Genomic DNA, 22,075 nt, shown 5'->3' on the forward strand with positions numbered 1-22,075 from the left:
CAGCATTCACCCCTCAGGATGGTCCCGACGACCCCGGACATCCCAGCTCTGCCGGCTCACGTCTTCGCGGCTGACCGCCGGTCGCCGTGGGCGCGTCCCGGGGCAACGCGCAACCCCAAGCTCTCCCCCACACCAGGCCCACTGGTGCTCACCCGGCAACACACAACCCACCGGGAACGGTCTAATAGATGAACCATCCCCTAAACCTCATCACTACGACGCCATCATCACAACGGCCGCGGCGTGCGTTCCGACGGCATCACCGACGAGGACCGCCTGACCGAGGAGGGTCCGCGACCCCGTGAGCCCCCACCCCCGTCCGGCGCTGATGCCACCCACCCCGCGTACCCCGCCCGACCGGCGGCACGTGCGCGGGGGACCACCGGCGCCGGAGCCACTTGCGGCGCCCGCTCGGCCAGCGCCACCGCGCCCAGCACCACCGCGCCCAGCACCACCGCGCCCAGCCCGGCCGGCCGGGCTGTACCGCCCGAGCGGCCCACGCGGCCGGCCCGCGCGGCAGCGGCCGCTGCCGCCGGAGCTCGATCCCCGCCGGCGACGCCGGCACCGCTCGGTCCTGCGCCGCTTGTCGCTCATCGTCACCGGCCTGCTGTCCGTGCTCGTCCTGGGGATGTGCTCGCTGGGTTGGGCCGCCTACCGGCACTTCGACGACGCCCTCACCCGCGTGAACTGGGACGTCGAAGGCGCCCGACCGGCGGGTGCGGCAGGCGAGCAGAACATCCTGCTGCTCGGTGACGACAGCCGGGCGGGCACAAACGGAGAGTACGGCGTCGTGGACGGGGTGCGATCGGATACGACGATCATCGCCCACTTCGCCAGGGACGGCTCCGCGACCCTGCTGTCCTTTCCCCGCGACATGCTCGTGCCGGTCGTGCCCCCCGCACAGGCCGTGGCCCGGGACGGCCGCGCGAAGCTGACCGAGGTGCTCCAACTGGCGGACGTGCCCGGCCTCGTCACCACGCTGGAATCGCTCACCGGCCTGAAGATCGATCACACGATCTCGATCAATCTCGCCGGGTTCCGGACGATGACGGACGCGGTGGGGGGCGTCACCGTCTGCGTGACGCCGTTGCCTGACGGGAGCACCCGCAACCTGCACGACACGATGTCCGGCTGGAACGGCCGCCTCGGTGAGAACCGCCTGAACGGCAATCAGGCGCTCGCCTTCGTCCGTACCCGCTACGCCCTCGGTGACGAGCGGCTGCGCGTCCTGCGCCAGCAGCAGTTCCTCGCCAAGCTCCTGGCGACGGCGACCAGCGCGGGCGTACTCACCAACCCCGCAAAGATCACCGCGCTGCTCGGCGCGGTCGGCGGGGCGCTCAGGGTGGACCAGGGGCTCGACCAGACCGCGCTGCTCACCCTGGCGAAACGGGCCAGCGGGCTGAGCGCGGGCGGGGTCCGCTTCGTCACGGTCCCCACCCGGGTGGCGCTGCCCGTCGACGGCGCCGTCGACGGGATGGGGACGATCCCACCGCACGGTGCCGTGCTCGTCGCCGACCAGGCCGGCCTCGCCCAGGTGCTGGCGCCGCTGCGGCCCGCGGGCAGCGCACGGCCAGCCGCGGCCACCCCCGACCCCACCGGGATCACGGTCGACCCCGCCGGGATCACGGTCGCCGCCGTCCGCAACGCCTCGGGGCGTACGGGCCTCGCCGCCGCCACGGTCGACGCGCTGCGGTCGCTCGGATTCACTGGACCGATGACGACGGCGACGACGACCGGTCAGACGCTGACCGAGATCCACCATCCCCCGGGCCAGCAGGCCGCGGCGCGCACCCTGGCCGCCCGGCTGCCCGGCGGCCTGCTTGTCGAGGATCCCGCACGGACCGGGGACGGACTCGTCGTCGTCCTCGGCTCCGCGTTCGCGGGGCTGGCGACCACCTCCGACCCAGGCGCGGCAGGCCCAGGCAGCGAGTGGACGACAGCGGCCACCGCTACCACGACGGGTGGCATGGCAACGGTTGCCACTCCATCCGCCGCGGGTGCAGGTGCCGTGGGGACAGGTGCCGTGGGGACAGACGGCGCGGGGACAGACGGCGCGGGGACAGACGGCGCGGGGACGGGTGCCGGCGTCGCCGGTGCCTCGATGCCGCCGGCCGCCGACACCTCCTGCACGCCGTGACCGGGGCACCGCGGCTGGTACCCGCGGCCCGACTGCTGGGACCGGCGGGCACGGCCGGTCCGCCGGACGGGGACGTCCCCGCGGGAGTGCGCGGCATCGCCAGCCTGCTCGCCCACCGGCTCGCCACCGACCCAGCCCGGCCGCTGGTGACCTTCTACGACGACGCGACCGGCGAGCGGCTGGAGTTCTCCGCCACCACGCTCGACAACTGGGTCGCGAAGACCGCGAACATGCTCGTCGACACTCTCGGGCTCGGTGCCGGCGACCGCATCGGGGTCGACCTGCCGACCCACTGGCTCGGCCTGGTCATCCCGCTCGCCGGCTGGTCGGCGGGGTTGGAGGTCGTCCTCGCCGCCGCCCGCGAGAGCGACGGCGCGGGCGCGCAGGCCGCGGGCTCGACGCTACCGCCGACGACCCGGCTCGGCGCGCTGTTCGTGGCCGAGGATCGGCTCGACGCGACCGCCCATCTGGTGGTCGACGAGACGGTGGCCCTGTCGCTACGCCCGCTGGGTGGCCGCATGCTGCGGCCGGTTCCGGGCGTACTGGACTACTCCGCCGAGGTCCCTGCGCACGGCGACCGTTTCGCCCCGCCGCCGCCCCCGCCGGAGCAGGCCGAGCTGCTGCGGGCCGGCGCACGGACCGCGGCGGCCTGGGGGCTGGGGCCCGCGGACCGGGTCCTGTCCACCGCACCGGTGGCGACGACCGAGGGGCTCCTCGGAGGGCTGCTCGCCCCGCTGGTGGCCGGCTCGTCGATCGTGCTCTGCCGGCGCCTCGACCCCGCCGCGCTCACCCGGCGGATCGCGACCGAGCGGGTCACCGCCATCGCCGCCGCCGCGCCCGCCCCGGCCGGCGGACCCGGTGGCGCGGGCCCCGGGGATGCCGCCGTCCCCGACCAGATCACGCTCGCGGGCCCGGGCGTGCGGGCGCTGCGCCTCCCCCTTCTCGGGTGATGCCCGATGGGGCCGACGTGGCGGCCGACGCCGGAGGGTAGCTATTACTCTCGTCAACCGGTGGCTCCCTGTGCGCAACGACGGGGCGCAGGGGATCCACGCCGATCCCCTGCGCAGCGGAGGTGCCGAGCGTGAGCAGGTCCACCGATCCGCGGATCAGCGTCGTCGGCACGGGCTACCTCGGCGCGACCCACGCCGTGTGCATGGCCGAGCTGGGCTTCGACGTGATCGGCGTCGACATCGACGCCGGCCGGATCCGGCGGCTGTCCGCCGGCGAGGTGCCGTTCTACGAACCGGGTCTCGAGGCGCTGCTGCGCAAGAACCTCGAGGCCGGGCGGCTCACATTCTCGGGCTCGCTGGCCGAGGCGGTCGACCGGGCCGACGTGCACTTCATCTGCGTCGGAACGCCGCAGCGGCCCGACAGCGGCGCGGCGGACCTGCGCCACGTCGAGGCAGCGGTGAGCGGGCTGATCACGGCCGGGCTGGGCCCCGACGCCCTCGTGGTCGGCAAGTCGACGGTGCCCACGGGCACGGCCGCCCGCCTCGCCGCGAAGCTCACTGCGGGTGCGCCCGGCGCGGAGCTCGCCTGGAATCCCGAGTTCCTACGGGAGGGTTTCGCCGTCGACGACACCCTGCGCCCGGACCGGCTGGTCTTCGGTGTCGCCCCGGGCGGCACGGCGGAGCGACGGCTGCGGGCGGTCTACGCCCGGATGATCGACAACGGTACCCCCGTCATCGTCACCGACCACACCACCGCCGAGCTCGTCAAGGTCGCCGCGAACGCCTTCCTCGCGACGAAGATCTCCTTCATCAACGCCATGGCCGAGGTGTGCGAGGCGGCCGGCGGCGATGTCGTCGAGCTGGCCAGCGCGCTGGCGCATGACGCCCGGATCGGGCACCGATACCTCCAGGCGGGCATCGGATTCGGTGGCGGTTGCCTACCCAAGGACATCCGGGCGTTCCAGGCCCGCGCCGACGAACTGGGGGTCGGCCGGGCGCTGGCGTTCCTCGGGGAGGTCGACGCCGTCAACGTCCGGGCGCGGGCGCGGGTGGTGGCGCTGGCCCGGGAGGCACTGGGCGGCTCGCCGGCGAACCGGATGGTGGGTGTGCTCGGCGCCGCGTTCAAGCCCAACTCCGACGACATCCGCGACTCGCCGGCCCTGGACGTGGCCGAGGCGCTGCGCCGCGCTGGAGCCCACGTGTCGGTCTACGATCCGGCGGCCGTGGTGAACGCCCGCACCTGCCACCCGAACCTGCGCTTCACCGACTCGGTGGTCGGCGCGGTGGTCGGCGCCGAGGTCGTGCTCGTCCTCACCGAGTGGCACGAGTTCCGGGAGCTCGATCCGGCCGTGCTGCGGCCGCACGTGGCGCGGCCCGTCGTCATCGACGGCCGGGGAGCCCTCGATCCGCAACGGTGGCGGGCGGCCGGCTGGACCTACCGAGCCCTGGGCCGGCCGTGGCGTTGACCGCGCCGGTCGGGCCGGTCAGGGCGATCAGGCCAGGACCTCTACCAGCCCACCGGTCTCGACCTGGTAGACGAACCCGCGGACCGAGGTCGTAGCCTGCAGGAACGGCGAGGAGCGCAGAATCCGCAGCGACAGGCGCACGTCGTCCTCCACGTTCGCGAACGCCTGCACCGACCACTCGGGGCGCACGCCGGTGTCCCGCTCCAGCTGGTCGCGGAAGCCGTCGTCGGTGATCTTCTCCAGGCCGCAGGAGGTGTGATGCAGGAGGATGATCTCCGTCGTGCCGAGCACGTTCTGGCTGACCGCGAGCGAGCGTACGACGTCCGTGGTGATGACGCCGCCGGCGTTGCGCAGGATGTGCGCGTCCCCCTCGGTCAGGCCGAGCAGCGCCTCGACGTTGATCCGAGCATCCATGCACGCGACGACCGCGACGCCCAGGCGCGGGCGCGCGGCCGGGGATGCGGGCAGGCCGGCCTCCTGCCGCCGGGCCGGGTTGCCGGCCGCGTAGGTCAGCAGCAGCTCCGTCACGGTGGCCGTGCCGCCTACCGGTCCCGCCGGGCGATGCCGGTCCGCGTGCACGTCGGCGGCCACCTCGGCCGCGCTCTGGTACTCGGTCGACGTCGACATCAGCCGCGCGACCGACTGGTGAAAGAGATCATAGTGGTCCATCCTCCCGATCGATGGTGCCCGTGCTCCCGCGTAGTCAGGATGCCGCCCACCTACCCAGGTTCGTCAATGTTCCGCCCATTCGGCGAGGTTGCGCCGCTCACGTTGCCCATCACAGCGGAACAGTCGCATCACTCATCGTAGGCCGGGGAACACTTCTCCGGTGACTCGACCACGGCCCGGTAGGCTACCCATCACCGCACGCAGTCGGGTCCCCGGTCTCGACCGGGGCGGCGATCGCGCCGGCAACCCCGTCCGAGGGGGTGGCCCCGAGCCGAAGCGGAGGCAGCCGGTACTCTCCTCGAGTGGTAAGAATCGAACGAGGTCGCCTGTGGTGAGGCACCGGCAGACACGCTCGCCGATGCAGGTACTCATCCACGAGATGGGCAAGTTCGGGCTGGTCGGCGGCGTCTGCTATGCCATCGACTTCCTGGTTTCGAACCTGTGTCACACGCTTCTCGGAATGGGTCCGCTCAGCGCGAAGACCGTCTCCACGGTGGTTGCGGCCACCTTTTCCTACATCGGAAACCGGCAGTGGTCTTTCAACCACCGCGCCCGGACCGGTCTACGCCGTGAGTACACCCTCTTCGTGATCCTGAATACCGTTGGCCTGCTGATCGCGCTCGGCTGCCTCGGGTTCGCCCGGTACGTGCTGGACCTGCGGGGCGTGCTCGCCTTCAACCTGTTCGGCAACGTCATCGGTACCGGGCTGGGCACGGTGTTCCGCTTCTGGGCATACAAGAAGTGGGTGTTCCTGCACCCTGACCACCCCAAGGCCGTCATGAACACCGGCACCGACCAGGAGGACCATCGTCCGGTCCCGGAGCACGCCGGCCGGATCTGACCTTCGCCCCATCCCGGAGCCCACCTCGCGCCCAGGAGCCGGCGCCGGCAGGCCTGGCCGACCTGGTCGTCGGGATCCGGCCGAGCTACCGGCAACCCTCGCGCGGCGACAGGTGTCGCCGCAGTGCCTGCCGACCCGCCGACAGGCCGGCGCCGTCGACCAGGCTGGATCCCCGCGACGGTCTTCGCCACCGCCCGCGCAGGATCGGCCCGGACCCGCCCGGGCGGGACAACCCCGGCCCGACTCCGGGCCGCCATACCGGCCCAGGGCGGCACACCGATGGGCGCCCCACCTCGGACCGGCCTCACCGGCGCCGACACACCACACCCCGGTGTCCACCCGGGGTCACGAACGGGTAGACGCCGCAGGCCGGCCACCCGCGAGGCAGGCAAGTCTGGTCCCGTCCGGACACCTGGAAGCACCATCCGCTCCGGCGCCAACCCGTACTCGAAGCATCCCCGGTGAGTTACGCTCTGCGGACCAAACCGGCGCTGCGCGTTCACGGTCATCCACCAGGCGTCACTGTTCGACTTCCGGAACGCACGCGACAGGCGCCGGCCGGTCCGCAGCTGTCGGGAGAAGGTGCCGTGACCCAGTCCTCGCTCGCGTCGCCGCGCTCAGGCGGCCGGCCTCGCGACGAGAGCCGGGACCATGCGATCCGAGCGGCCACGCTGGACCTGCTCGCCGAACTCGGATACGACGGCGTGACGATGGACCGGGTGGCGGCCCGCGCCCGTGCCGGCAAGGCCACGATCTATCGGCGGTGGCCGTCGAAACTGGCGATGGTGATGGATGCGATCAATGCCTTCGCCGAGGAACGCATGCCGACTCCGGACACGGGTTCCCTGCGGCTGGACATCATCGAATTCCTGACTTCCTTTCACGAGGCCATCCGCGGCGATCGCGGGCGGATCATCGCGGAGCTGATCTCGGAAATGCCCCGCAATCCTGATCTGCGGGACGCGCTGCGCGGCGGACTCTGGACACAACGCGAGGCGAGTTCCCACGCCATCGTCGAACACGCGATCGCCCGTGGGGAACTCCGCCCGGACGTCGATCGCGCGGTACTCATGGAGATCGGCACCGCCATCATCCTGCAGCGCATACTCCTCACCGGCGAACCCGTCGACCGAGCGTTCCTGGAGTCGATCGTGGACGACATCGTCATCCGATACGCCGCCTGAACCGGCCCCGGACGCCCGGCGGTTCCGCCGGCCCACCCCCACCCCAGGCGGCCGGCGTGGACCGGTGCGGAGCCACCGGTCGGGCGGAGGGCCGCCAGCGGCAACCGCATCCGCGGACGGGGAGCGGTCACCAGCTACCACGGGTACGTCGAGAAGACGACCCCCCCTTCCTTCCGGAAGCAAAGGCCCTACCATCAGCAGCGGACCCGATCTGGGACGAAGACCTGGTTTGTCCCTCCCGGCCGCGACGGGCGTGGGCGAAGCGGGGCGACCGGCCACCACGAAGCCGTCTCGGCCAGCTGGGCAGGCGGGACGGGCGCGGGGGCAGGGGCGCCTTCGCGCGGCACAGGAGGACCTCATGCAGTCACCGGGCCCAGGCCCCCAGGACCCGGACGCCGAGACCCGACGGGTCGATCGAACACCAGCCGGTTCCCGCCCGGACGCGGGCTACCCGGGCGGTTACGAGCCGGACGACGATGCGGAGAGGACCCGCCTGGTCGGCGAGAACCCCGCCGGCTACCAGCCCGGCCACCCCGGGGGCTGGCCGCCGGTCGGCCAGCCGCCCACGTCCATGGGCGCAGGATTCCCGCCCGCCGCAGCGGGCCGCCCGCTCAATGATCCTTACGGCCGCGGCGATCCGCGCAACCGCGATGATCCCTACGGCCGCGAAGACCGCTACGGTCATGGCGACCCCCACCGCCGCGAGGACCCGTACGGCGAGGACGCGCAGACCCGGATACTGCCAGACGGTGCGGGAGGCGCATACCCGTCCGGATCGTCCGGCGGGCAGAACCGGAATCCAGGCGCGGACGAGTACCCGCCGACCACGGTCTATCCGCCAGCAGGGGGATACGGCCCGGGGCCCGGGGCCGGCGGCCCGAGCGGTCCGGACAGCGATGGCTACGGTGGCTCACCCGGGTACCAGCCCTTGGGCTACCCGCCACCAGGCGGCTACCTACAGCCGGGCGCCGACTACGGTCAGGGATACCAGCAGCAGGGCTACCAGCACGGCTACCCGGGGCCCGACGACTACCAACAGCAGGGCTACCAGCAGCAGGGCTACCAACAGCAGGGCTATCCGGCGCCTGACGGATATCAGCAGGGCTACCCACCGGCTTGGGCATACGGGGCGGGCCCACCTCCCGGTTCCGGACCCGGAGGTGGGCCTCCCCCAGCCGGCTCCGGTCGCCGGAGGATGATCATAATCGGCGCGACCGTCGTCGCCGTGCTGCTGCTCATCGTCATCCCGATCGTGCTGCTGACCGGCGGATCCGACGACGGGAAACCGGTGGCGACCGTCTCAACCTCCCCCAGCGCCTCGCCGGTCGCGTCGGCCACACCCTCAACGACGCCTACCTCCTCGCCGAGCCCGTCACCGAGCGCGTCCGCGGAGTTGACCCCGGCCGAGAACGCGCTGCTGGCCAAGCTCGACTCGTCGGCGATGACCGACTGCAAGCCCAACAGCGACGTCGAGGGCGACCACATCCTGGCCTCGCTGTTCTGCAACTCCGACGACGGCAAGGTCGTCGCCGCCTACGCCTACGCCACCGCCGGTGACCTGACAAGCGACATCGGCGTGCGCAAGTCGCGGGTCACCGCGCCCAACGGCAAGTGCAAGGAGGGCGGCAGCGAGATCTTCACCTGGAACTTCGACCAGAGCAAGACCCAGGGCACCGCAGTCTGCACGGAGCGGCAGAACGGTCACTTCATCTTCTGGTCCTACGACGACAAGCTGGTCTCGTTCATGGCGACCGGAACCGACGGCGTCGCTTTGTATGAATGGTGGAGCGGCTTCGACCCGGTGCCGCAGAGCTGATCCGGCCGCAGCCGATACCAGCTCAGGCCACCGGCCAGGGCCCAGAACGAGGTGTCCGGAGCACGGTAGGAGGCGCGGTCGGACAGCGGGCTCCCCCTATCCCGGCCGCATGCCTGCTGCCACGCGTCTGGGCGGGTGGTGATAGGGCGGCATTTGTTGCGCAGTAGCCCCATACCGCCAGTATTCGCAGGATGGTGCGCCTACTCTGGGGACCGCACCCGTCACCCATCTCGGGAGGAACCGTGCCGAGCCCCGGCAATGGCGACGACGAGACGCCGCTCTCAGCCGAGCAGTCGCCGCCGGGGCCGCGCCTCGGCGACGGTCCGGACCCGGACTCGGACCTCGACGACGCCGATCGCACCATCCTGCAGCCTCCTGGGCATTACCCCCCGACGGGACCCGGTGACCGCTTCGGGACCAACCCGACGATCGGCGCGGGCCGGTCAGGACCGACCCCGGATCCGCTGCGGCAGGGCCCCGGGCCCGGGCACGTCTCATGGCCGCCGCCATACACGGGACCGAACTCTCCACCCGCCGGCCCCGCCGCCGACACCGGCCCGCGCGAGCCCGTCCAACCTCCCGGCCCCCCCATCCCGTCGGCGCCACCCCGGTTCGGCGGACTGACCGGCCCGGGCGGCCCCCCCGGCCCGCCGACCTCCGCAGTCCCCGCCTGGCCCTCGACGCCCGGTCCGCCCGTCGCCGCACCACCGCGGACCGGTCCGGCCGGGCCGGTTCCCCCGGGAGGCTTCGCCCCACCCGGACCCGGTGGTCCACCCGGACCCACCCCCCCACCCGGACCCGTTGGTCCGCGGGGATCCGTCGGCCCACCCGGGCAGGCCCCCGTCCCCGGTCCGCCGGGTGCCATCGGCTTGGAGCAGTCGCGCACGCCCGGCCCACCCGGACCACCCGCGCCGCCGGCCCCCCCGGGCCCGCCCGGAGGGCTCGCCGGACCACCCGGGCCGCTCTATTACGCTCCGCCGGTCAGGTCCGGTTCCGGGCCGGGAGTCCCGCCCGGCACGCCCGTGCCCGCCAGCCCCCCGGGAGGCTTCCCCGGGGGCCTCACCTCGCCGGCCGAGCCCGCCTTCCCGCCGCGACCGTTCCCCGCCGGCCCCCGGAGCCGTCCCGGTGCCGAACCCCGGCCCCGGCGCACCGACGCCAGCCGGCCCTCCGCCAGGGCCCCGTCCCGCTGATACGGCCCCGTCCTGGGCAGGCGACAGCGAACTCACCTACCGCCTGACCCCGCCCGGCTCGACGTCCCCCGGACGCCCCAGCGCCCACCCGGCCGCCGGCCACCATCCCCCAGCCGCCCCTGCCGGGAACGCCCCCGTCGGGAACATCCCCGTCGAGAACATCCCCGTCGAGAACGCCCCTGTGGGGCACCTGGAACCCGGCGCGGACGGTGACACGACCTTCCTCGGGCCGTTCGGAGCCCGCGGCCGGGGCACCGAACCCGCCGGCGCGCCCCCCGGATTGCCGGCCTCCAGTGCCGCCGGAACAGCGGTACCAGAGGCGGCCGCGTTCAACGCTCCCCCAGCCGGAGGTGCTCCCCCAGCCGGAGGTGCTCCCCCAGCCGGAGGTGCTCACCCAGCCGGAGGTGCTCACCCAGTCGGCTTTCCTCCAGCTGGATCGTTCGGCGGGTACCCGCCGCCGACGATCGGTGGCGCCCGTCCGGTGCCGGACCACCGTCCCGCCTCGTTCGGCCCGTACCCGGCGGGAGCGGGTACGAACGGGTTTCCCCCGCCGGCGGCACCTGGACGGGACGACGCCTTCCCCCTGCCCGCCGCGCCCGCCCCGGACGGGGGCCGCATCCCGTCCCTGCCCGGGCTGCTGCCCGGGCTGCCGCCGCAGGGCACGGAAGGCTCCGCGCCCCCGACCGGCGACGTGTGGGAGGGCGCCCGCCGGCCCGCGGCCGACCGGCACAAGGTGCTGGTCGACCGGCGTCTGCTGGCCGGGGGCGGCGGGCTGCTGCTGGTGCTGGTGCTCGTGTTCGGCATCCTCGCCTTCACTGGTGGCAGCGACGGCAGCGGCGAGCCGGTCGCCGTCGAGGCCCCGGCCCGCCCGGCCGGCGCCGGGACGGCAGCCGCCGCCCGGGCGCGGCGGGCGGGGCCGGCGGCAACCCGCGGGAGGTCCTGCGATCGCTGCTCAATCCCGCCGTCATGACTGGTTGCGCCGCCCCGGCACGCAGCGACAGCGCCTACGCCGACGCCACCCTCATCTGCAAGGCGCCCTCGGGCATGGAGGTCACGGCGTTCCACTTCCCGAACCGTTCCGCGCTGGATCGGCAGATCGGCGCCCGGGAGACGTTCTACTTCGACGAGGGGAACTGCGACGACGGGCAGCAGAGCTCGGAACGGTGGAGCTCACCGGCCGAGACCACCGGTGGCAGCCGGCTCTGCTACTTCTTCGCGAACCGGTTCTACGAGTTCTGGACGTACGACGACCACCTGATCGCCTTCACCGCCGACGATCCGCAGGCGGCCCGCATCAACGACTGGTGGCACTCGTTCGACCCGTTGCGCCGCTGAGTCACATCGTTCGGGAAGGCGGACCGCGTGCAGGATCCCGACGAGAGCACATCGCCGGAACCCGCCGGCAGCCCAGGTGGGCCGGTGGGTGAGGGCGGGGATCACCGCGGCACGGGCACCGGTGGTGGCCGGCGGCGAGCCGTCGTCGCCGGCGTCGTCGCCGCGATCATCGTCGGTGGCGGCGTTGCCGTCGGGCTGCTGGTGAGCGGCGGTTCGGACGGCGCTGCGACCAGCCGGCCCACCTCGAGCACCGCCGGTCCGAATCCCGACCGACCCGGCGGCGGCACGGCCGGGAGCCCGACGCCGAGCGCGACGCTCGACGCGGCCGACGCCCGGCTGCTGGCCTCGTTACGGCCGTTCGCGGTCACCGACTGCCGTGCCGCCCCCCGTGACGGTGACGGCGTGGAGGCGGCGCTGACCTGCGCACCCGGGGTCGCAACCGAGGCGCCGGCGCCGGCGAAGCTTTCGGTTATCCGGTACCGGGACGCCGCGGCGCTGCGGGGCGACGTCGATCACCGGTCGACGGCGCTCACCGACGCCGGGGACTGCTACCGGGGCCAGACCAGCATCGAGCGCTGGGCGCACAGTGCCCGGCGCCGCGGCACCTTCCTCTGCGCGGCCGGACCGGGTCGGTTCGCGGTGTACTGGACCGTGGACGACGAACTCCTCGGCTTCGCCGCCGATGATCCCGACGCGGGCCGGCTCCTGGCCTGGTGGCGCGACTACGACCCGATCTGAGGACTCCGCCCTCGGGACCCTCTGGCGAGGTGGTCTCAGTAGTCGGGGAAGCCCCGCGGCCGGTAAGGCGCCGAGAGCTCGGCCAGGGTCTCCTGAACCCGCTCGGCGTGCGGCATGCACGAGAGCACGACCCGACCGCGCTGCCCGGCCGTCTCGACGATCAGACTTCCCGACCCCAGCGCGCGGTCGATGACATTCTGCTCCACCGTCGCACCGACCAGCCAGGCGAGCGGGATGTCCCGGCCGGCACGGGTGATCAGGCCCTCCCGGATCACCAGCCGGTGGTTGGTAACGACGTAGTGGGTCGTCAGCTGGCGCAGCCAGGGCAGCGCGCCCAGATACGCGATCGCGCCGAGAGCGACGAGCAGCACCAGGTACTGGATGGGTTTCTGCAGCACCCCACCGGGCGCGAAGAAGACGCCCAGCACCGCAAACACGAGAGCCACCACCGTCCAGAGAGCCGGGACGATCAGGCTGACCCAATGCGGGTGCAGATGCAGGACAACCTCTTCGTCCTGGGTGAGGATGTCGTCGGGGAACGCCACGGTGACGATCGTCGCATCCGGCACCGACAGACCACACCCGGGTCCCTCACCCGCGGCCGGCAGACGGTCGGAACACTCCCGGCTCGCCGGTCACCGCAGGTGGACGATGTCGCCGGCGCTGTATGCACGACCGGCCACCACCAGCCGCCCCTCGGGATCGACGTCCGTCGCCCTGCCGGTGTCCGCCGAGCCGTCCGGGAGCTCGACGCGGACCTCCCGGCCGATCGTCGCGCACACCTCCAGGTAGGCGGCGCGGGCGGACTGCGGGTCGGCCTCCCAGGCGGCGAGCGCGCCGACGAGCCCTTCGAGGATCAGCCCGAGCAGCTCGGTCCGGTTCAGGGCGGCCGGGCGAGCGCCGCTGAGCAGCAGGCTCGTGGACCGCTCGGGCAACTCGTCCGGTTCCGCGTTGACGTTGAGCCCGAAGCCGATGACCACCGAGGGTGCGGACAACGGAACCGGAACGACCTCCACCAGGATGCCGGCAAGCTTCGCGCCCTCGATCAGGACGTCGTTGGGCCACTTGAGAACGGCAGGCACCCCGGCGACGGCCCGCACCGTCGAGACCAGCGAGGTCCCGACGACCATCGGCAGCCAGCCGAGCCGTGACACCGCGGTCCGCGGCCGGATGAGCAGGGAGACGGTCAGACCGGCGCCGGGTCGGGACACCCAGGAGCGGTCGAGACGCCCACGCCCGGCGGTCTGCCGTTCGGCGACGAGGACCAGACCGCCACCGCGCGTCGCGCCCTCGGGCCCCGAGCCCGCGCGCCACCGCCGCGAGAGCCCGGCCAGGTTCGGATCGCTGGTCTCGCCCCTCGCGATCCGGGCCAGGGCCGCGCTGGTCGAGTCGATCTCCGACATCACCGTCAGGTCCAGCCCGACCGCCGCCGCGGCGGCCGTCAGCCGCGTTGCGTCGAGCGGACCCCGCTCACCGGGAGATCTCGATGGCCGACTCCGGAAGGTGTCGGCCGCCAGGCGCGGCGGCACCCGCGGCGGGGACGCCGACCGCGGTGGTGACGGAGTGGCTGGCTCCCCCGCAGGCCCCACGGGAGAGGAATCCGACGACGAGCTCACGAAGACAGCCTGCCAGAACACGCCTTGCCGCTCGCGCGGGCGCTGTCCGGCGATCGGGACGCGCAGCAGGCCGCCGCAACAAGCAGCAAGGCATCCGCCGACATGACGAGCGGTCCTGCGCGGCAACCCGCCCGGCCCAGCAGCGCGCCGGACGCGGAGAGCGGAAGAGGCCATCGAGACGGATCTCACACCGTCCGATCAGCGCCGGATGCCACGAGTCGGCCAGTGCGACGGCGTGCCGGGTACTCCGAGCTCCCCTCCGGGGGTACCAGAAGCGGGGTGCTGTGACCCTCGATACGACCGGCCGGAAGCGAGCCCGCAGATTCCAACCAATCGATGAGATCAACTCCACAACAATCGAGCACGTGAGCCCACGGGGGTCGTACGCTGCGGCCTATGGCTCTTCCCGCGTCCACTGAGGATTCTGCTCCCGACCCGCACACCACCGCAGGGCGACTTGCTCAACTGCGGCGCGTGAACGAAGACGCGGTCCACGCCGGGTCGCAGCGGGCCGTAGACGCCCAGCATGCTAAGGGCAAGATGACCGCGCGTGAGCGGATCGCGGCGTTCCTCGACCCGGGGTCGTTCGTCGAGACCGACGCCTTCGCACGGCACCGGGCGCACGACTTCGGCGTCCAGGCCAACCGCCCGTACGGCGACGGCGTGGTGACGGGTTACGGCACGGTCGATGGCCGTCAGGTCTGCGTGTTCAGCCAGGACTTCACGGTCTTCGGGGGGAGCCTCGGCGAGGTCTTCGGCGAGAAGATCGTCAAGATCATGGATCTGGCACTGAAGACCGGCTGCCCGGTGGTCGGCATCAACGACTCCGGCGGAGCTCGCATCCAGGAAGGTGTCGTCTCGCTCGGCCTTTATGGCGAGATCTTCTACCGGAACGTCATGGCCTCCGGCGTCGTCCCCCAACTGTCGCTGATCATGGGCCCGTGCGCCGGCGGCGCCGTGTACTCCCCGGCGATCACGGACTTCACGCTGATGGTCGACCAGACCAGCCACATGTTCATCACCGGCCCGGACGTCATCAAAGAGGTCACCGGTGAGGACGTCGGGATGGAGGAGCTGGGTGGCGCCGCCACCCACAACTCGCGCAGCGGAGTCGCGCACTTCCAGGCCGCCGACGAGGCGGAGTGCCTGGAGCTCGCCCGGGCGCTGCTGTCGTTCCTCCCGTCGAACAACCTCGACGATGCCCCGAGCTACGACACGGTGGACGACCCGGCCGCCGAGATCGACCCCGAACTCGACACCTTCATCCCGGACTCCCCGAACACGCCATACGACATGCACCAGATCATCGAGCGGCTGGTCGACGACGGAGACTTCCTCGAGGTCCACGCCCAGTTCGCCCAGAACCTGATCGTCGGCTTCGGCCGGGTGGACGGCCGATCGGTGGGTGTCGTGGCCAACCAGCCGATGCAGTTCGCCGGCACCCTGGACATCGACGCCAGCGAGAAGGCCGCCCGCTTCGTCCGGACCTGTGACGCCTTCAACATTCCGGTGCTGACCCTGGTCGACGTGCCCGGCTTCCTGCCCGGCACCTCCCAGGAATGGAACGGGATCATCCGTCGAGGCGCCAAGCTGATCTATGCCTACGCGGAGGCGACCGTTCCGAAGGTCACCGTCATCACCCGGAAGGCATACGGCGGCGCATACGACGTGATGGGTTCGAAGCACCTGCGAGCCGACATCAACCTCGCCTGGCCGACCGCCGAGATCGCCGTCATGGGTGCCCGCGGGGCCGTGAACATCATCTACCGGCGTGATCTGGCCAAGGCCGAGTCCCCGGACGCCCGCCGGACGGAACTCATCCAGGACTACACCGATCATTTCGCGACTCCGTACATCGCGGCAGAACGCGGCTACCTTGACGCGGTGATCAACCCGTCCGAGACCCGCCGGGAGATCATTCGGGCCCTGCGCCTGCTGCGTACCAAGCGTGAGTCCCTGCCGCCGAAGAAGCACGGCAACATCCCGCTGTAGCCCGACTCCGGACCTTCGCTGGTACACCGGTTGGTCCGCCTACCGCGCGATCACGCGCTGGCTGGGCGAACAGCGCGGCGGAGACGGACAGCAGGCAGCGCACGGCAGGAAGTCGAGTGAGGAGAGGACCGTGGCCCAGGACGACGACGGACAGACCAGCCCGCCCCGGCTGCGTTTGATCCGTGGGAACGCGACACCCGAAGAGATCGCCGCGGTGGTCGCGCTTCTCTCGGCCCGCGCGGTCCCGCCTGAAAGTCCGTCCCCCGTCCGCTCCGCCTGGGCGGATCCGGCTCAGGCGCTGCGCGGCCCACTCGCTACCGGGGCAGGTTCGTGGCGACGCTCCGGAATGAGCCCGGGTGTACGCACCCGGGCTGGCTGGTAACTGAACAGATGTATGACGCCGGGATGTCAGTGGCATCACATCCGGGCACAACGAGAGCGAACTGTGCGGCCCGACTCGCCTAGACTCAGGCAGGCCGGACGAGGACGGGAGCAGCGTGCGTAAGATCCTCATTGCCAACCGGGGAGAGATCGCGGTTCGGGTGGCCCGCGCCTGCCGCGACGCCGGATACACCAGCGTCGCGGTATATGCCGAACCGGACATCGACGCGCTGCACGTGCGCGTTGCCGACGAGGCGTTTGCGCTGGGTGGTACGACCCCTGGTGACTCATACCTACGCATCGACAAGATACTCGATGCCTGCAAGTCGTCCGGGGCCGACGCGGTTCATCCGGGATACGGCTTCCTCTCGGAGAACGCGGATTTCGCCGAGGCTGTGATCGGTGCCGGCCTCACCTGGATCGGTCCGCCGCCCGAGGCCATTCGCCGCCTCGGAGACAAGACCGCGGCCCGCCACATCGCACTGGCCGTCGGCGCTCCGCTCGCACCGGGCACCGCGGATCCCGTCGCAGGCGTCGAAGAAGTCGTTGCCTTCGCCGAGCAGTACGGGCTGCCGGTCGCTATCAAGGCTGCGTTCGGTGGCGGTGGCCGGGGCCTCAAGGTCGCCTGGACCGCGGAGGAACTGCCCGAGCTGTTCGACAGCGCGGTTCGGGAGGCGGTTGCCGCCTTCGGCCGGGGCGAATGCTTCGTGGAGCGTTACCTGGACCAGCCCCGGCACGTGGAAACGCAGGTCCTCGCGGACACCCACGGCAACGTCGTCGTCGTCGGCACCCGTGACTGCTCGCTGCAGCGGCGGTACCAGAAGCTCGTCGAGGAGGCGCCGGCGCCGTTCCTCTCCGAGGAGCAGCTCACTTCGCTCTACGAGGCGTCCAAGGCGATCTGCAAGAAGGCCGGCTATGTCGGCGCGGGGACCGTGGAATTCCTGGTCGCCCGGGACGGCATGATCAGTTTCCTCGAGGTGAACACCCGGCTCCAGGTCGAGCACCCGGTGACCGAAGAGGTGTCCGGAGTGGACCTGGTCCGCGCCCAGTTCCGGATCGCGGAGGGTGAGGCACTCGACTTCACCGACCCCGCGCCCCGTGGCCACGCCATCGAGTTCCGGATCAATGGTGAGGACCCCGGTCGCAACTTCCTTCCCGCGCCGGGGACGGTGACGAAGCTCGTCGCGCCGGCCGGCCCGGGCGTGCGCCTCGACACCGGTATCGAGAGCGGCAGTGTGATCGGGGGCGCCTTCGACTCCCTGCTCGCCAAGCTGATCATCACCGGCGCCACTCGCCAGGAGGCTCTGGAGCGTGCGCGGCGCGCCCTGGACGAGATGGTCGTGGACGGCATGGCCACGGCACTGCCGTTCCATCGTGCCGTCGTACGGGATCCGGCCTTCGCGCCCGACGACACCGCAGAACCGTTCCGCATTCACAACCGTTGGATCGAGACCGAGTTCGACAACACCATCCCCGCCTTCACCGGCGGCACGGACGCCGACACCACCCCCGAGCCACGGGAAGCGGTCATCGTCGAGGTGGGCGGCAAGCGTCTCGAGGTCGTGCTGCCGGCCGGGCTCGGCGCCGCTTCGACGTCGACCGCGTCGCGTGGCGCCGCACCCAAGCGGCGGGCACGTGGCGCGGCGGCCGCCAAGGTGACCGGTGACGCCCTGACCAGCCCCATGCAGGGCACCATCGTGAAGGTCGCCGTCAACGACGGCGACACGGTCTCCGCAGGCGACCTCATCATCGTGCTGGAAGCGATGAAGATGGAGCAGCCGATCAACGCTCATCGGGGCGGCACCGTCACCGGCCTGACCGCGGCCGTAGGCGCGGTGGTCACCAGCGGCGCCGTCCTTTGTGAGATCAAGGACTGATCTGGTTCGCCGCCCGTCGGCTGTCTTCCTGCCGGCCGTCTACTTCGTAAGCTGCGGGTATGGACGGCGGTGAAGACAGCGCGACGGTGCGCGGGCAGGACCCGGAGGCGACAGCGTCGTCAGCGGAGGCCGAACGGCCTCCGCTGACGGGCCGCATCCACTATCTCCTCGGTGGGACACTTCCTCCCACCTACAACGCGTGGATCTCCAAGGATCTGACCGGCCCCGGCTGGCGGACGCGGCAGGCAGCACGCCCATTCATCCTGATGCTGCCGTTTGCCGTCATCTTCGCCCTACTTCCGGGGGAGGCAGCCGTTCGTGCGGTCACTGTCGCGTTCCTCCTGGTCGCCGCGGCGGGGCTCGGCTTCGCCACCAGCGGATTCTTCCGGAACCGAAGGCTGGAGCAACACGGCTTCCCCCCGGTGTTTCCGGCGAACGATGATGACGACGAGTAGCCATCGGCTCTGATTTGGTCTCTGCTCCCGATCAGTTTCTACTCCCGATCAGTCCTCACCATGACGCTCCGGACCAACGTGGTACTTGTGACCTTCCGGGCTCGTCCAGACGAAGTGTCCGGGTTTGACTTGGCACACCTTCCATCGCATCGCCGTGCTGGTCGTGGCGGAATCCGCGGCTCCGGGCGGCCGGTCCGCGGCGTGCTTGAGCCGGTGATGCCGCCGGCACTCCGGACCGAGGTTGCGTTCGTTCGTCTCGCCGCCTCGCCCATGCGGGCGGGTATGATCGAGATCGCAGGCGGTTGACGGCTTGTCGCAACCGGGAAAGATACACGTGGGGTTGCGGACCTGGACATGCCGGGCCAACGCGGCGGACGGGAATCGCCGATGGGCAACCTCCAACACCCGTCCCTCCGCCGGATCCGTGAGGATGCGCCGCCAGGTGCACCTGGGGTTGGCCGCCATCTCGCGGACGATCCCGGCGGGAATCGGCCCGTATCCCGGAATTTCGCCGGGTTTTTCTGACAAGCCCAACAGGCATTCCGCCGACACGATGACCTGCATCTCGAGATTGATGCGATCACGGTCACGCCCCATGAGCAGGTCGTAGAGGACGTCGGCCCGACGCTGGTCGAGGTCACGCTCCTCCTTCGGCGCTCCAGCCTTCTTCGCCAGCCCGTCGATCCGGCGAAAGGCCGCCAACATGCGCTCCGCGGGGAGAAGCGCCGAGATGCGTCCCATCCCGTCGGCCTCGGCCTGCACCGTCACCCGACGTGCGTTCGCAGCCTTCCGGCGCCGACGTTCCGCACCCTGAGGGTCCACCCGGATGACCCGGCGCCGCACCGCTGCGGCGAAGGCGCTGTGGCTCGGGCGGCCGCCGCCGTTGCTCACCACCTCTCCGGCGACCTGGTCTGCCTGCTCGTCGGTGAGGTTCGCCGTCAGCCGCTCCAGCGCGCCCAGACGCTCCAGATCGATGGTTCCGAAGCTGAGGGCGTTGACCGCGGCGGGCATGCGACGAACCGCGCTCACCGCGAAGGCCAGGCGCCTGCCGCCCACTGCCGGCGACAGCTTCAGCTCTGCGGCCAGCTCATCCCCGGCGAACTCGTCGAAGGCCTGGTAGCGCTGTTCGCCCCCGTTAAGCTCGGGCGGCCGCAACCGTGCGAACCTCGCGCGGACGACCAACCGTGCGGCCTCCCAGCGCGCGATCTCCTGCCCGATCTGTACGTCCAGCCGCAGACAATTGCGCGCGTCGAGATCATCCACCCGACGCGTGAACGGCGATTCCAGTATGCCGACGTCGTCACGCTCGCCCGCAGCCGTGACATCCGGACCCGGGGCACCGTCGTCCTTCGCCTCACTGGACCGTACGCCGGGGTGATTCGCCTTCTCGAATTCAGAAAAAGAATACACTGCGCCACCTGCCACGGGGAAATCGCCGGGAGGATCGGGCTCCGGGAACGAACATGCTCGACCCAAATTTCCACGATCGATGCTCAAGGGATCGATGACAGTCCATCGACTCGCACGTCGAACGCATGTTCGGAAGCATAGCTCACTCCAGCCATCTAAGCCAGGCTGGCTTCCCAAGCCTAAGCGAGCCCGGAAGGGCGCACGACCATAACCTCGAGAACATTCATCACCGACATTTGATCAACAACCGGCGCACGCCAGGATCGACCAAATGGCGACCACAGCCTCAAGAGGAATTGGAAAATCCGGTGGACAGTGGATCCGACGGGGAGGGTCGCCTATGCTCGCACCATCCCCCGTGGCAAAGGGCGGCCATCCGGCCGTTCTCCGGCCGGTAACACATCGACGGCAGCCGCTCCCCCGACGGCCGACCCCGGCCAAGGTCGGCCTCACACGGGGTTGTCGAAACCTGCAAAGAAGTCCCGAGGCCGCAGAACCCGGGCAGCCTCCGTGATCGAGCCGGACAACGAGGGATAGATGGAGAAGGTATGCGCGATCTGATCGACGGTAAGACCATGTTCGACCGCGAGCGACACAGAAAGGATGAGCTCCGACGCGCGCGGGGCGACGATGACGCCGCCAAGAACACTGCCGCTGCCGGGGCGGCAGAACAGTTTGACGAAACCGTCCTCGATCCCCATCATCTTCGCCCGAGGATTACGCGACAGTGGAACGGTGGTCACCTCTGCCGCGACGGCACCCGTGTCCTTCATCACCTGGGTGACTCCGACCGTGGCGATTTCCGGTTCGGTGAAGATGTTGGACGACACGGTCCCGAGTCGCAGCGGGCTCACCGCCTCCCCGAGAGCGTGCCACATCGCTATCCGGCCCTGCATCGCGGCGACCGACGCGAGCGGCAGAACGCCGGTGCAGTCGCCGGCCGCGTACACGCCCGGTACGGAGGTGCGCGACATCCGATCCACGTTCACGTGCCCCCCGGGACCGAGACGGACGCCGACGTCGGTCAGGCCGAGCCCCTTCGTGCGGGGAACAGAGCCGACCGCCATCAGGGCATGACTCCCCGTCACTGTACGACCGTCGGTGAGCTCGACGATCACGCCATCGCCGATGCGGCGGACCGAGGCGGCGCGCGAGCGATTGAGCACCTCGATGCCCCGCCGTACGAACACATCCTCGATGACCCGGGCGGCATCCGGGTCCTCGCCGGGCAGGACCCGTTCACGGGACGAGACGAGGGTGACCTCGGCGCCCATCGCCCGGTAGGCGCTGGCGAACTCGGCGCCGGTGACGCCGGAGCCGACGACGACCAGATGCTCCGGAATCTCCTTGAGATCGTAGAGATGGCGCCAGGTAAGTATGCGTTCGCCATCCGGGCGGGCGGTCGGAAGATCCCGCGGACTCGCCCCCGTCGCGATGAGAATCACGTCACCCACGAAGGTCTCGCCGGTGTTCGTCTCGATTGCATGCGGCCCGACCAGCCGACCCGACGCGTGTACCACCTCGACCTTCTCCCGTTCGAGGCGGTGTTCGATGTCCAGGGACTGCGCCTTCGCGAGCTCCCGGACCCGTTCGTACACCTGTTCCGGATCGACGCTGACGACCTCGGGCGGCGTGAGCGGGGGAACAGCCGAGTCCAGACCGCTACGCATGCCCCAAGCCACCGCGGGCAGCACCGGTTCGGTCGCCGAACCAAGCCCATGCGGGCGGATACCGAGCCCCGGAGCCAGTGCGAGATTGGTCATAGTCTCCGAGGTCGCGATCAGCGTCTTGGAAGGAACACAGTCGGTGAGCACACAGGCGCCGCCGATCCCATCCGAGTCGATGACCGTGACCGTCGCGCCCAGCGACGCTGCCACGAGCGCCGATTCATAGCCACCAGGCCCTCCACCGAGAATGACGATGCGCGTCACGTGCCCTCCCGATCTGACATCTCTTCCTTTCATCTTCCCCCGCCCCGACGGCTGCGCTCCTCCCGGTGCGGAGAGCTCCGTAGGATC

General features: G+C 71.1%; 18 protein-coding genes. 13 read left to right on the top strand and 5 right to left on the bottom strand.

The annotated features are described in order from the left end of the window. Nucleotides 1-583: 583 nt before the first annotated feature. The 3 genes from FRAQA3DRAFT_RS17575 to FRAQA3DRAFT_RS17585 all read left to right on the top strand — a co-directional run bounded on the left by FRAQA3DRAFT_RS17575 (nucleotide 584) and on the right by FRAQA3DRAFT_RS17585 (nucleotide 4,553). Entirely contained in the window at nucleotides 584-2,137 is a 1,554-nt protein-coding gene (locus FRAQA3DRAFT_RS17575) for an LCP family protein (protein WP_009740391.1), read from the top strand. Continuing rightward, the gene (locus FRAQA3DRAFT_RS17580) at nucleotides 2,134-3,087 is read left to right on the top strand and encodes a TIGR03089 family protein (RefSeq protein ID WP_009740392.1); all 954 of its coding nucleotides are present in this window, start codon (nucleotides 2,134-2,136) and stop codon (nucleotides 3,085-3,087) included. The genes FRAQA3DRAFT_RS17575 and FRAQA3DRAFT_RS17580 overlap by 4 nt, the downstream gene beginning before the upstream one ends. Before the next feature lie 122 nt (nucleotides 3,088-3,209). Next, nucleotides 3,210-4,553: a UDP-glucose/GDP-mannose dehydrogenase family protein gene (locus FRAQA3DRAFT_RS17585; RefSeq protein WP_009740393.1), complete on the top strand. Its 1,344-nt coding sequence runs from the start codon at nucleotides 3,210-3,212 to the stop codon at nucleotides 4,551-4,553. A 27-nt stretch (nucleotides 4,554-4,580) separates the two neighbouring features. Here FRAQA3DRAFT_RS17585 and FRAQA3DRAFT_RS17590 read toward each other — a convergent pair whose 3' ends face one another. Continuing rightward, entirely contained in the window at nucleotides 4,581-5,222 is a 642-nt protein-coding gene (locus tag FRAQA3DRAFT_RS17590) for a carbonic anhydrase (protein ID WP_009740394.1), read from the bottom strand. Between the two features lie 379 nt (nucleotides 5,223-5,601). On the opposite strand from FRAQA3DRAFT_RS17590, the gene FRAQA3DRAFT_RS17595 reads away from it, so the two are divergent. The 6 genes from FRAQA3DRAFT_RS17595 to FRAQA3DRAFT_RS17620 all read left to right on the top strand — a co-directional run bounded on the left by FRAQA3DRAFT_RS17595 (nucleotide 5,602) and on the right by FRAQA3DRAFT_RS17620 (nucleotide 12,326). Continuing rightward, nucleotides 5,602-6,063, top strand: a complete 462-nt coding sequence (locus FRAQA3DRAFT_RS17595) for a GtrA family protein (protein WP_051054600.1) — start codon at nucleotides 5,602-5,604, stop codon at nucleotides 6,061-6,063. Between the two features lie 710 nt (nucleotides 6,064-6,773). Further along, on the top strand, nucleotides 6,774-7,247 hold the full coding sequence (locus tag FRAQA3DRAFT_RS17600) for a TetR-like C-terminal domain-containing protein (protein ID WP_232292133.1): 474 nt from the start codon (nucleotides 6,774-6,776) through the stop codon (nucleotides 7,245-7,247). Nucleotides 7,248-7,605: 358 nt separating this feature from the next. Then, nucleotides 7,606-9,063 (top strand): hypothetical protein, encoded by a 1,458-nt coding sequence (locus FRAQA3DRAFT_RS17605; protein WP_009740397.1) that lies wholly within the window; start codon nucleotides 7,606-7,608, stop codon nucleotides 9,061-9,063. 1,671 nt (nucleotides 9,064-10,734) lie between these two features. Next, nucleotides 10,735-11,223 carry a hypothetical protein gene (locus tag FRAQA3DRAFT_RS34180; RefSeq protein ID WP_009740399.1) on the top strand — a complete coding sequence of 163 codons (489 nt, stop codon included), beginning with the start codon at nucleotides 10,735-10,737 and terminating at the stop codon, nucleotides 11,221-11,223. Then, nucleotides 11,220-11,588 (top strand): hypothetical protein, encoded by a 369-nt coding sequence (locus tag FRAQA3DRAFT_RS17615; protein WP_009740400.1) that lies wholly within the window; start codon nucleotides 11,220-11,222, stop codon nucleotides 11,586-11,588. The genes FRAQA3DRAFT_RS34180 and FRAQA3DRAFT_RS17615 overlap by 4 nt, the downstream gene beginning before the upstream one ends. A gap of 27 nt (nucleotides 11,589-11,615) precedes the next feature. Then, complete coding sequence (locus FRAQA3DRAFT_RS17620) at nucleotides 11,616-12,326, top strand: hypothetical protein (RefSeq protein WP_157467459.1); 711 nt, start codon at nucleotides 11,616-11,618, stop codon at nucleotides 12,324-12,326. Nucleotides 12,327-12,361: 35 nt separating this feature from the next. Here FRAQA3DRAFT_RS17620 and FRAQA3DRAFT_RS17625 read toward each other — a convergent pair whose 3' ends face one another. After that, the gene (locus FRAQA3DRAFT_RS17625; protein WP_009740402.1) at nucleotides 12,362-12,895 is read right to left on the bottom strand and encodes a PH domain-containing protein; all 534 of its coding nucleotides are present in this window, start codon (nucleotides 12,893-12,895) and stop codon (nucleotides 12,362-12,364) included. A gap of 66 nt (nucleotides 12,896-12,961) precedes the next feature. After that, nucleotides 12,962-13,729: a biotin--[acetyl-CoA-carboxylase] ligase gene (locus tag FRAQA3DRAFT_RS17630; protein ID WP_009740403.1), complete on the bottom strand. Its 768-nt coding sequence runs from the start codon at nucleotides 13,727-13,729 to the stop codon at nucleotides 12,962-12,964. Nucleotides 13,730-14,338: 609 nt separating this feature from the next. Between FRAQA3DRAFT_RS17630 and FRAQA3DRAFT_RS17635 the strand changes: the two genes are divergently transcribed. The 4 genes from FRAQA3DRAFT_RS17635 (at nucleotide 14,339) to FRAQA3DRAFT_RS17645 (ending at nucleotide 18,647) form a co-directional block, all read left to right on the top strand. Beyond that, nucleotides 14,339-15,934 (top strand): acyl-CoA carboxylase subunit beta, encoded by a 1,596-nt coding sequence (locus tag FRAQA3DRAFT_RS17635; protein WP_009740404.1) that lies wholly within the window; start codon nucleotides 14,339-14,341, stop codon nucleotides 15,932-15,934. Between the two features lie 214 nt (nucleotides 15,935-16,148). Further along, a complete protein-coding gene (locus FRAQA3DRAFT_RS33295; RefSeq protein ID WP_232292135.1) occupies nucleotides 16,149-16,316 on the top strand; it encodes an acyl-CoA carboxylase epsilon subunit in 168 nt (55 codons plus the stop codon). Nucleotides 16,317-16,431: 115 nt separating this feature from the next. Continuing rightward, nucleotides 16,432-18,192: a biotin carboxylase N-terminal domain-containing protein gene (locus tag FRAQA3DRAFT_RS17640; RefSeq protein WP_009740406.1), complete on the top strand. Its 1,761-nt coding sequence runs from the start codon at nucleotides 16,432-16,434 to the stop codon at nucleotides 18,190-18,192. A gap of 59 nt (nucleotides 18,193-18,251) precedes the next feature. Continuing rightward, on the top strand, nucleotides 18,252-18,647 hold the full coding sequence (locus FRAQA3DRAFT_RS17645) for a DUF5313 family protein (protein ID WP_009740407.1): 396 nt from the start codon (nucleotides 18,252-18,254) through the stop codon (nucleotides 18,645-18,647). A 48-nt stretch (nucleotides 18,648-18,695) separates the two neighbouring features. Here FRAQA3DRAFT_RS17645 and FRAQA3DRAFT_RS17650 read toward each other — a convergent pair whose 3' ends face one another. Next, a complete protein-coding gene (locus tag FRAQA3DRAFT_RS17650) occupies nucleotides 18,696-20,057 on the bottom strand; it encodes an HNH endonuclease signature motif containing protein (protein WP_009740408.1) in 1,362 nt (453 codons plus the stop codon). Between the two features lie 449 nt (nucleotides 20,058-20,506). Further along, complete coding sequence (locus tag FRAQA3DRAFT_RS17655) at nucleotides 20,507-21,988, bottom strand: NAD(P)H-quinone dehydrogenase (protein ID WP_009740409.1); 1,482 nt, start codon at nucleotides 21,986-21,988, stop codon at nucleotides 20,507-20,509. Between the last annotated feature and the right edge of the window lie 87 nt (nucleotides 21,989-22,075).

This window comes from Frankia sp. QA3 (assembly GCF_000262465.1).
GTDB lineage: Bacteria > Actinomycetota > Actinomycetes > Frankiales > Frankiaceae > Frankia.

Bases quoted from the DNA above. Each gene is read 5' to 3' on its own strand.
- FRAQA3DRAFT_RS17600 (WP_232292133.1), top strand. From the start codon at position 6,774: ATGGACCGGGTGGCGGCCCGCGCCCGTGCCGGCAAGGCCACGATCTAT.
- FRAQA3DRAFT_RS17595 (WP_051054600.1), top strand. From the start codon at position 5,602: ATGGGCAAGTTCGGGCTGGTCGGCGGCGTCTGCTATGCCATCGACTTC.
- FRAQA3DRAFT_RS17635 (WP_009740404.1), top strand. From the start codon at position 14,339: ATGGCTCTTCCCGCGTCCACTGAGGATTCTGCTCCCGACCCGCACACC.
- FRAQA3DRAFT_RS17605 (WP_009740397.1), top strand. From the start codon at position 7,606: ATGCAGTCACCGGGCCCAGGCCCCCAGGACCCGGACGCCGAGACCCGA.
- FRAQA3DRAFT_RS17630 (WP_009740403.1), bottom strand. From the start codon at position 13,729: ATGTCGGAGATCGACTCGACCAGCGCGGCCCTGGCCCGGATCGCGAGG.
- FRAQA3DRAFT_RS17590 (WP_009740394.1), bottom strand. From the start codon at position 5,222: ATGGACCACTATGATCTCTTTCACCAGTCGGTCGCGCGGCTGATGTCG.
- FRAQA3DRAFT_RS17645 (WP_009740407.1), top strand. From the start codon at position 18,252: ATGGACGGCGGTGAAGACAGCGCGACGGTGCGCGGGCAGGACCCGGAG.
- FRAQA3DRAFT_RS17615 (WP_009740400.1), top strand. From the start codon at position 11,220: ATGACTGGTTGCGCCGCCCCGGCACGCAGCGACAGCGCCTACGCCGAC.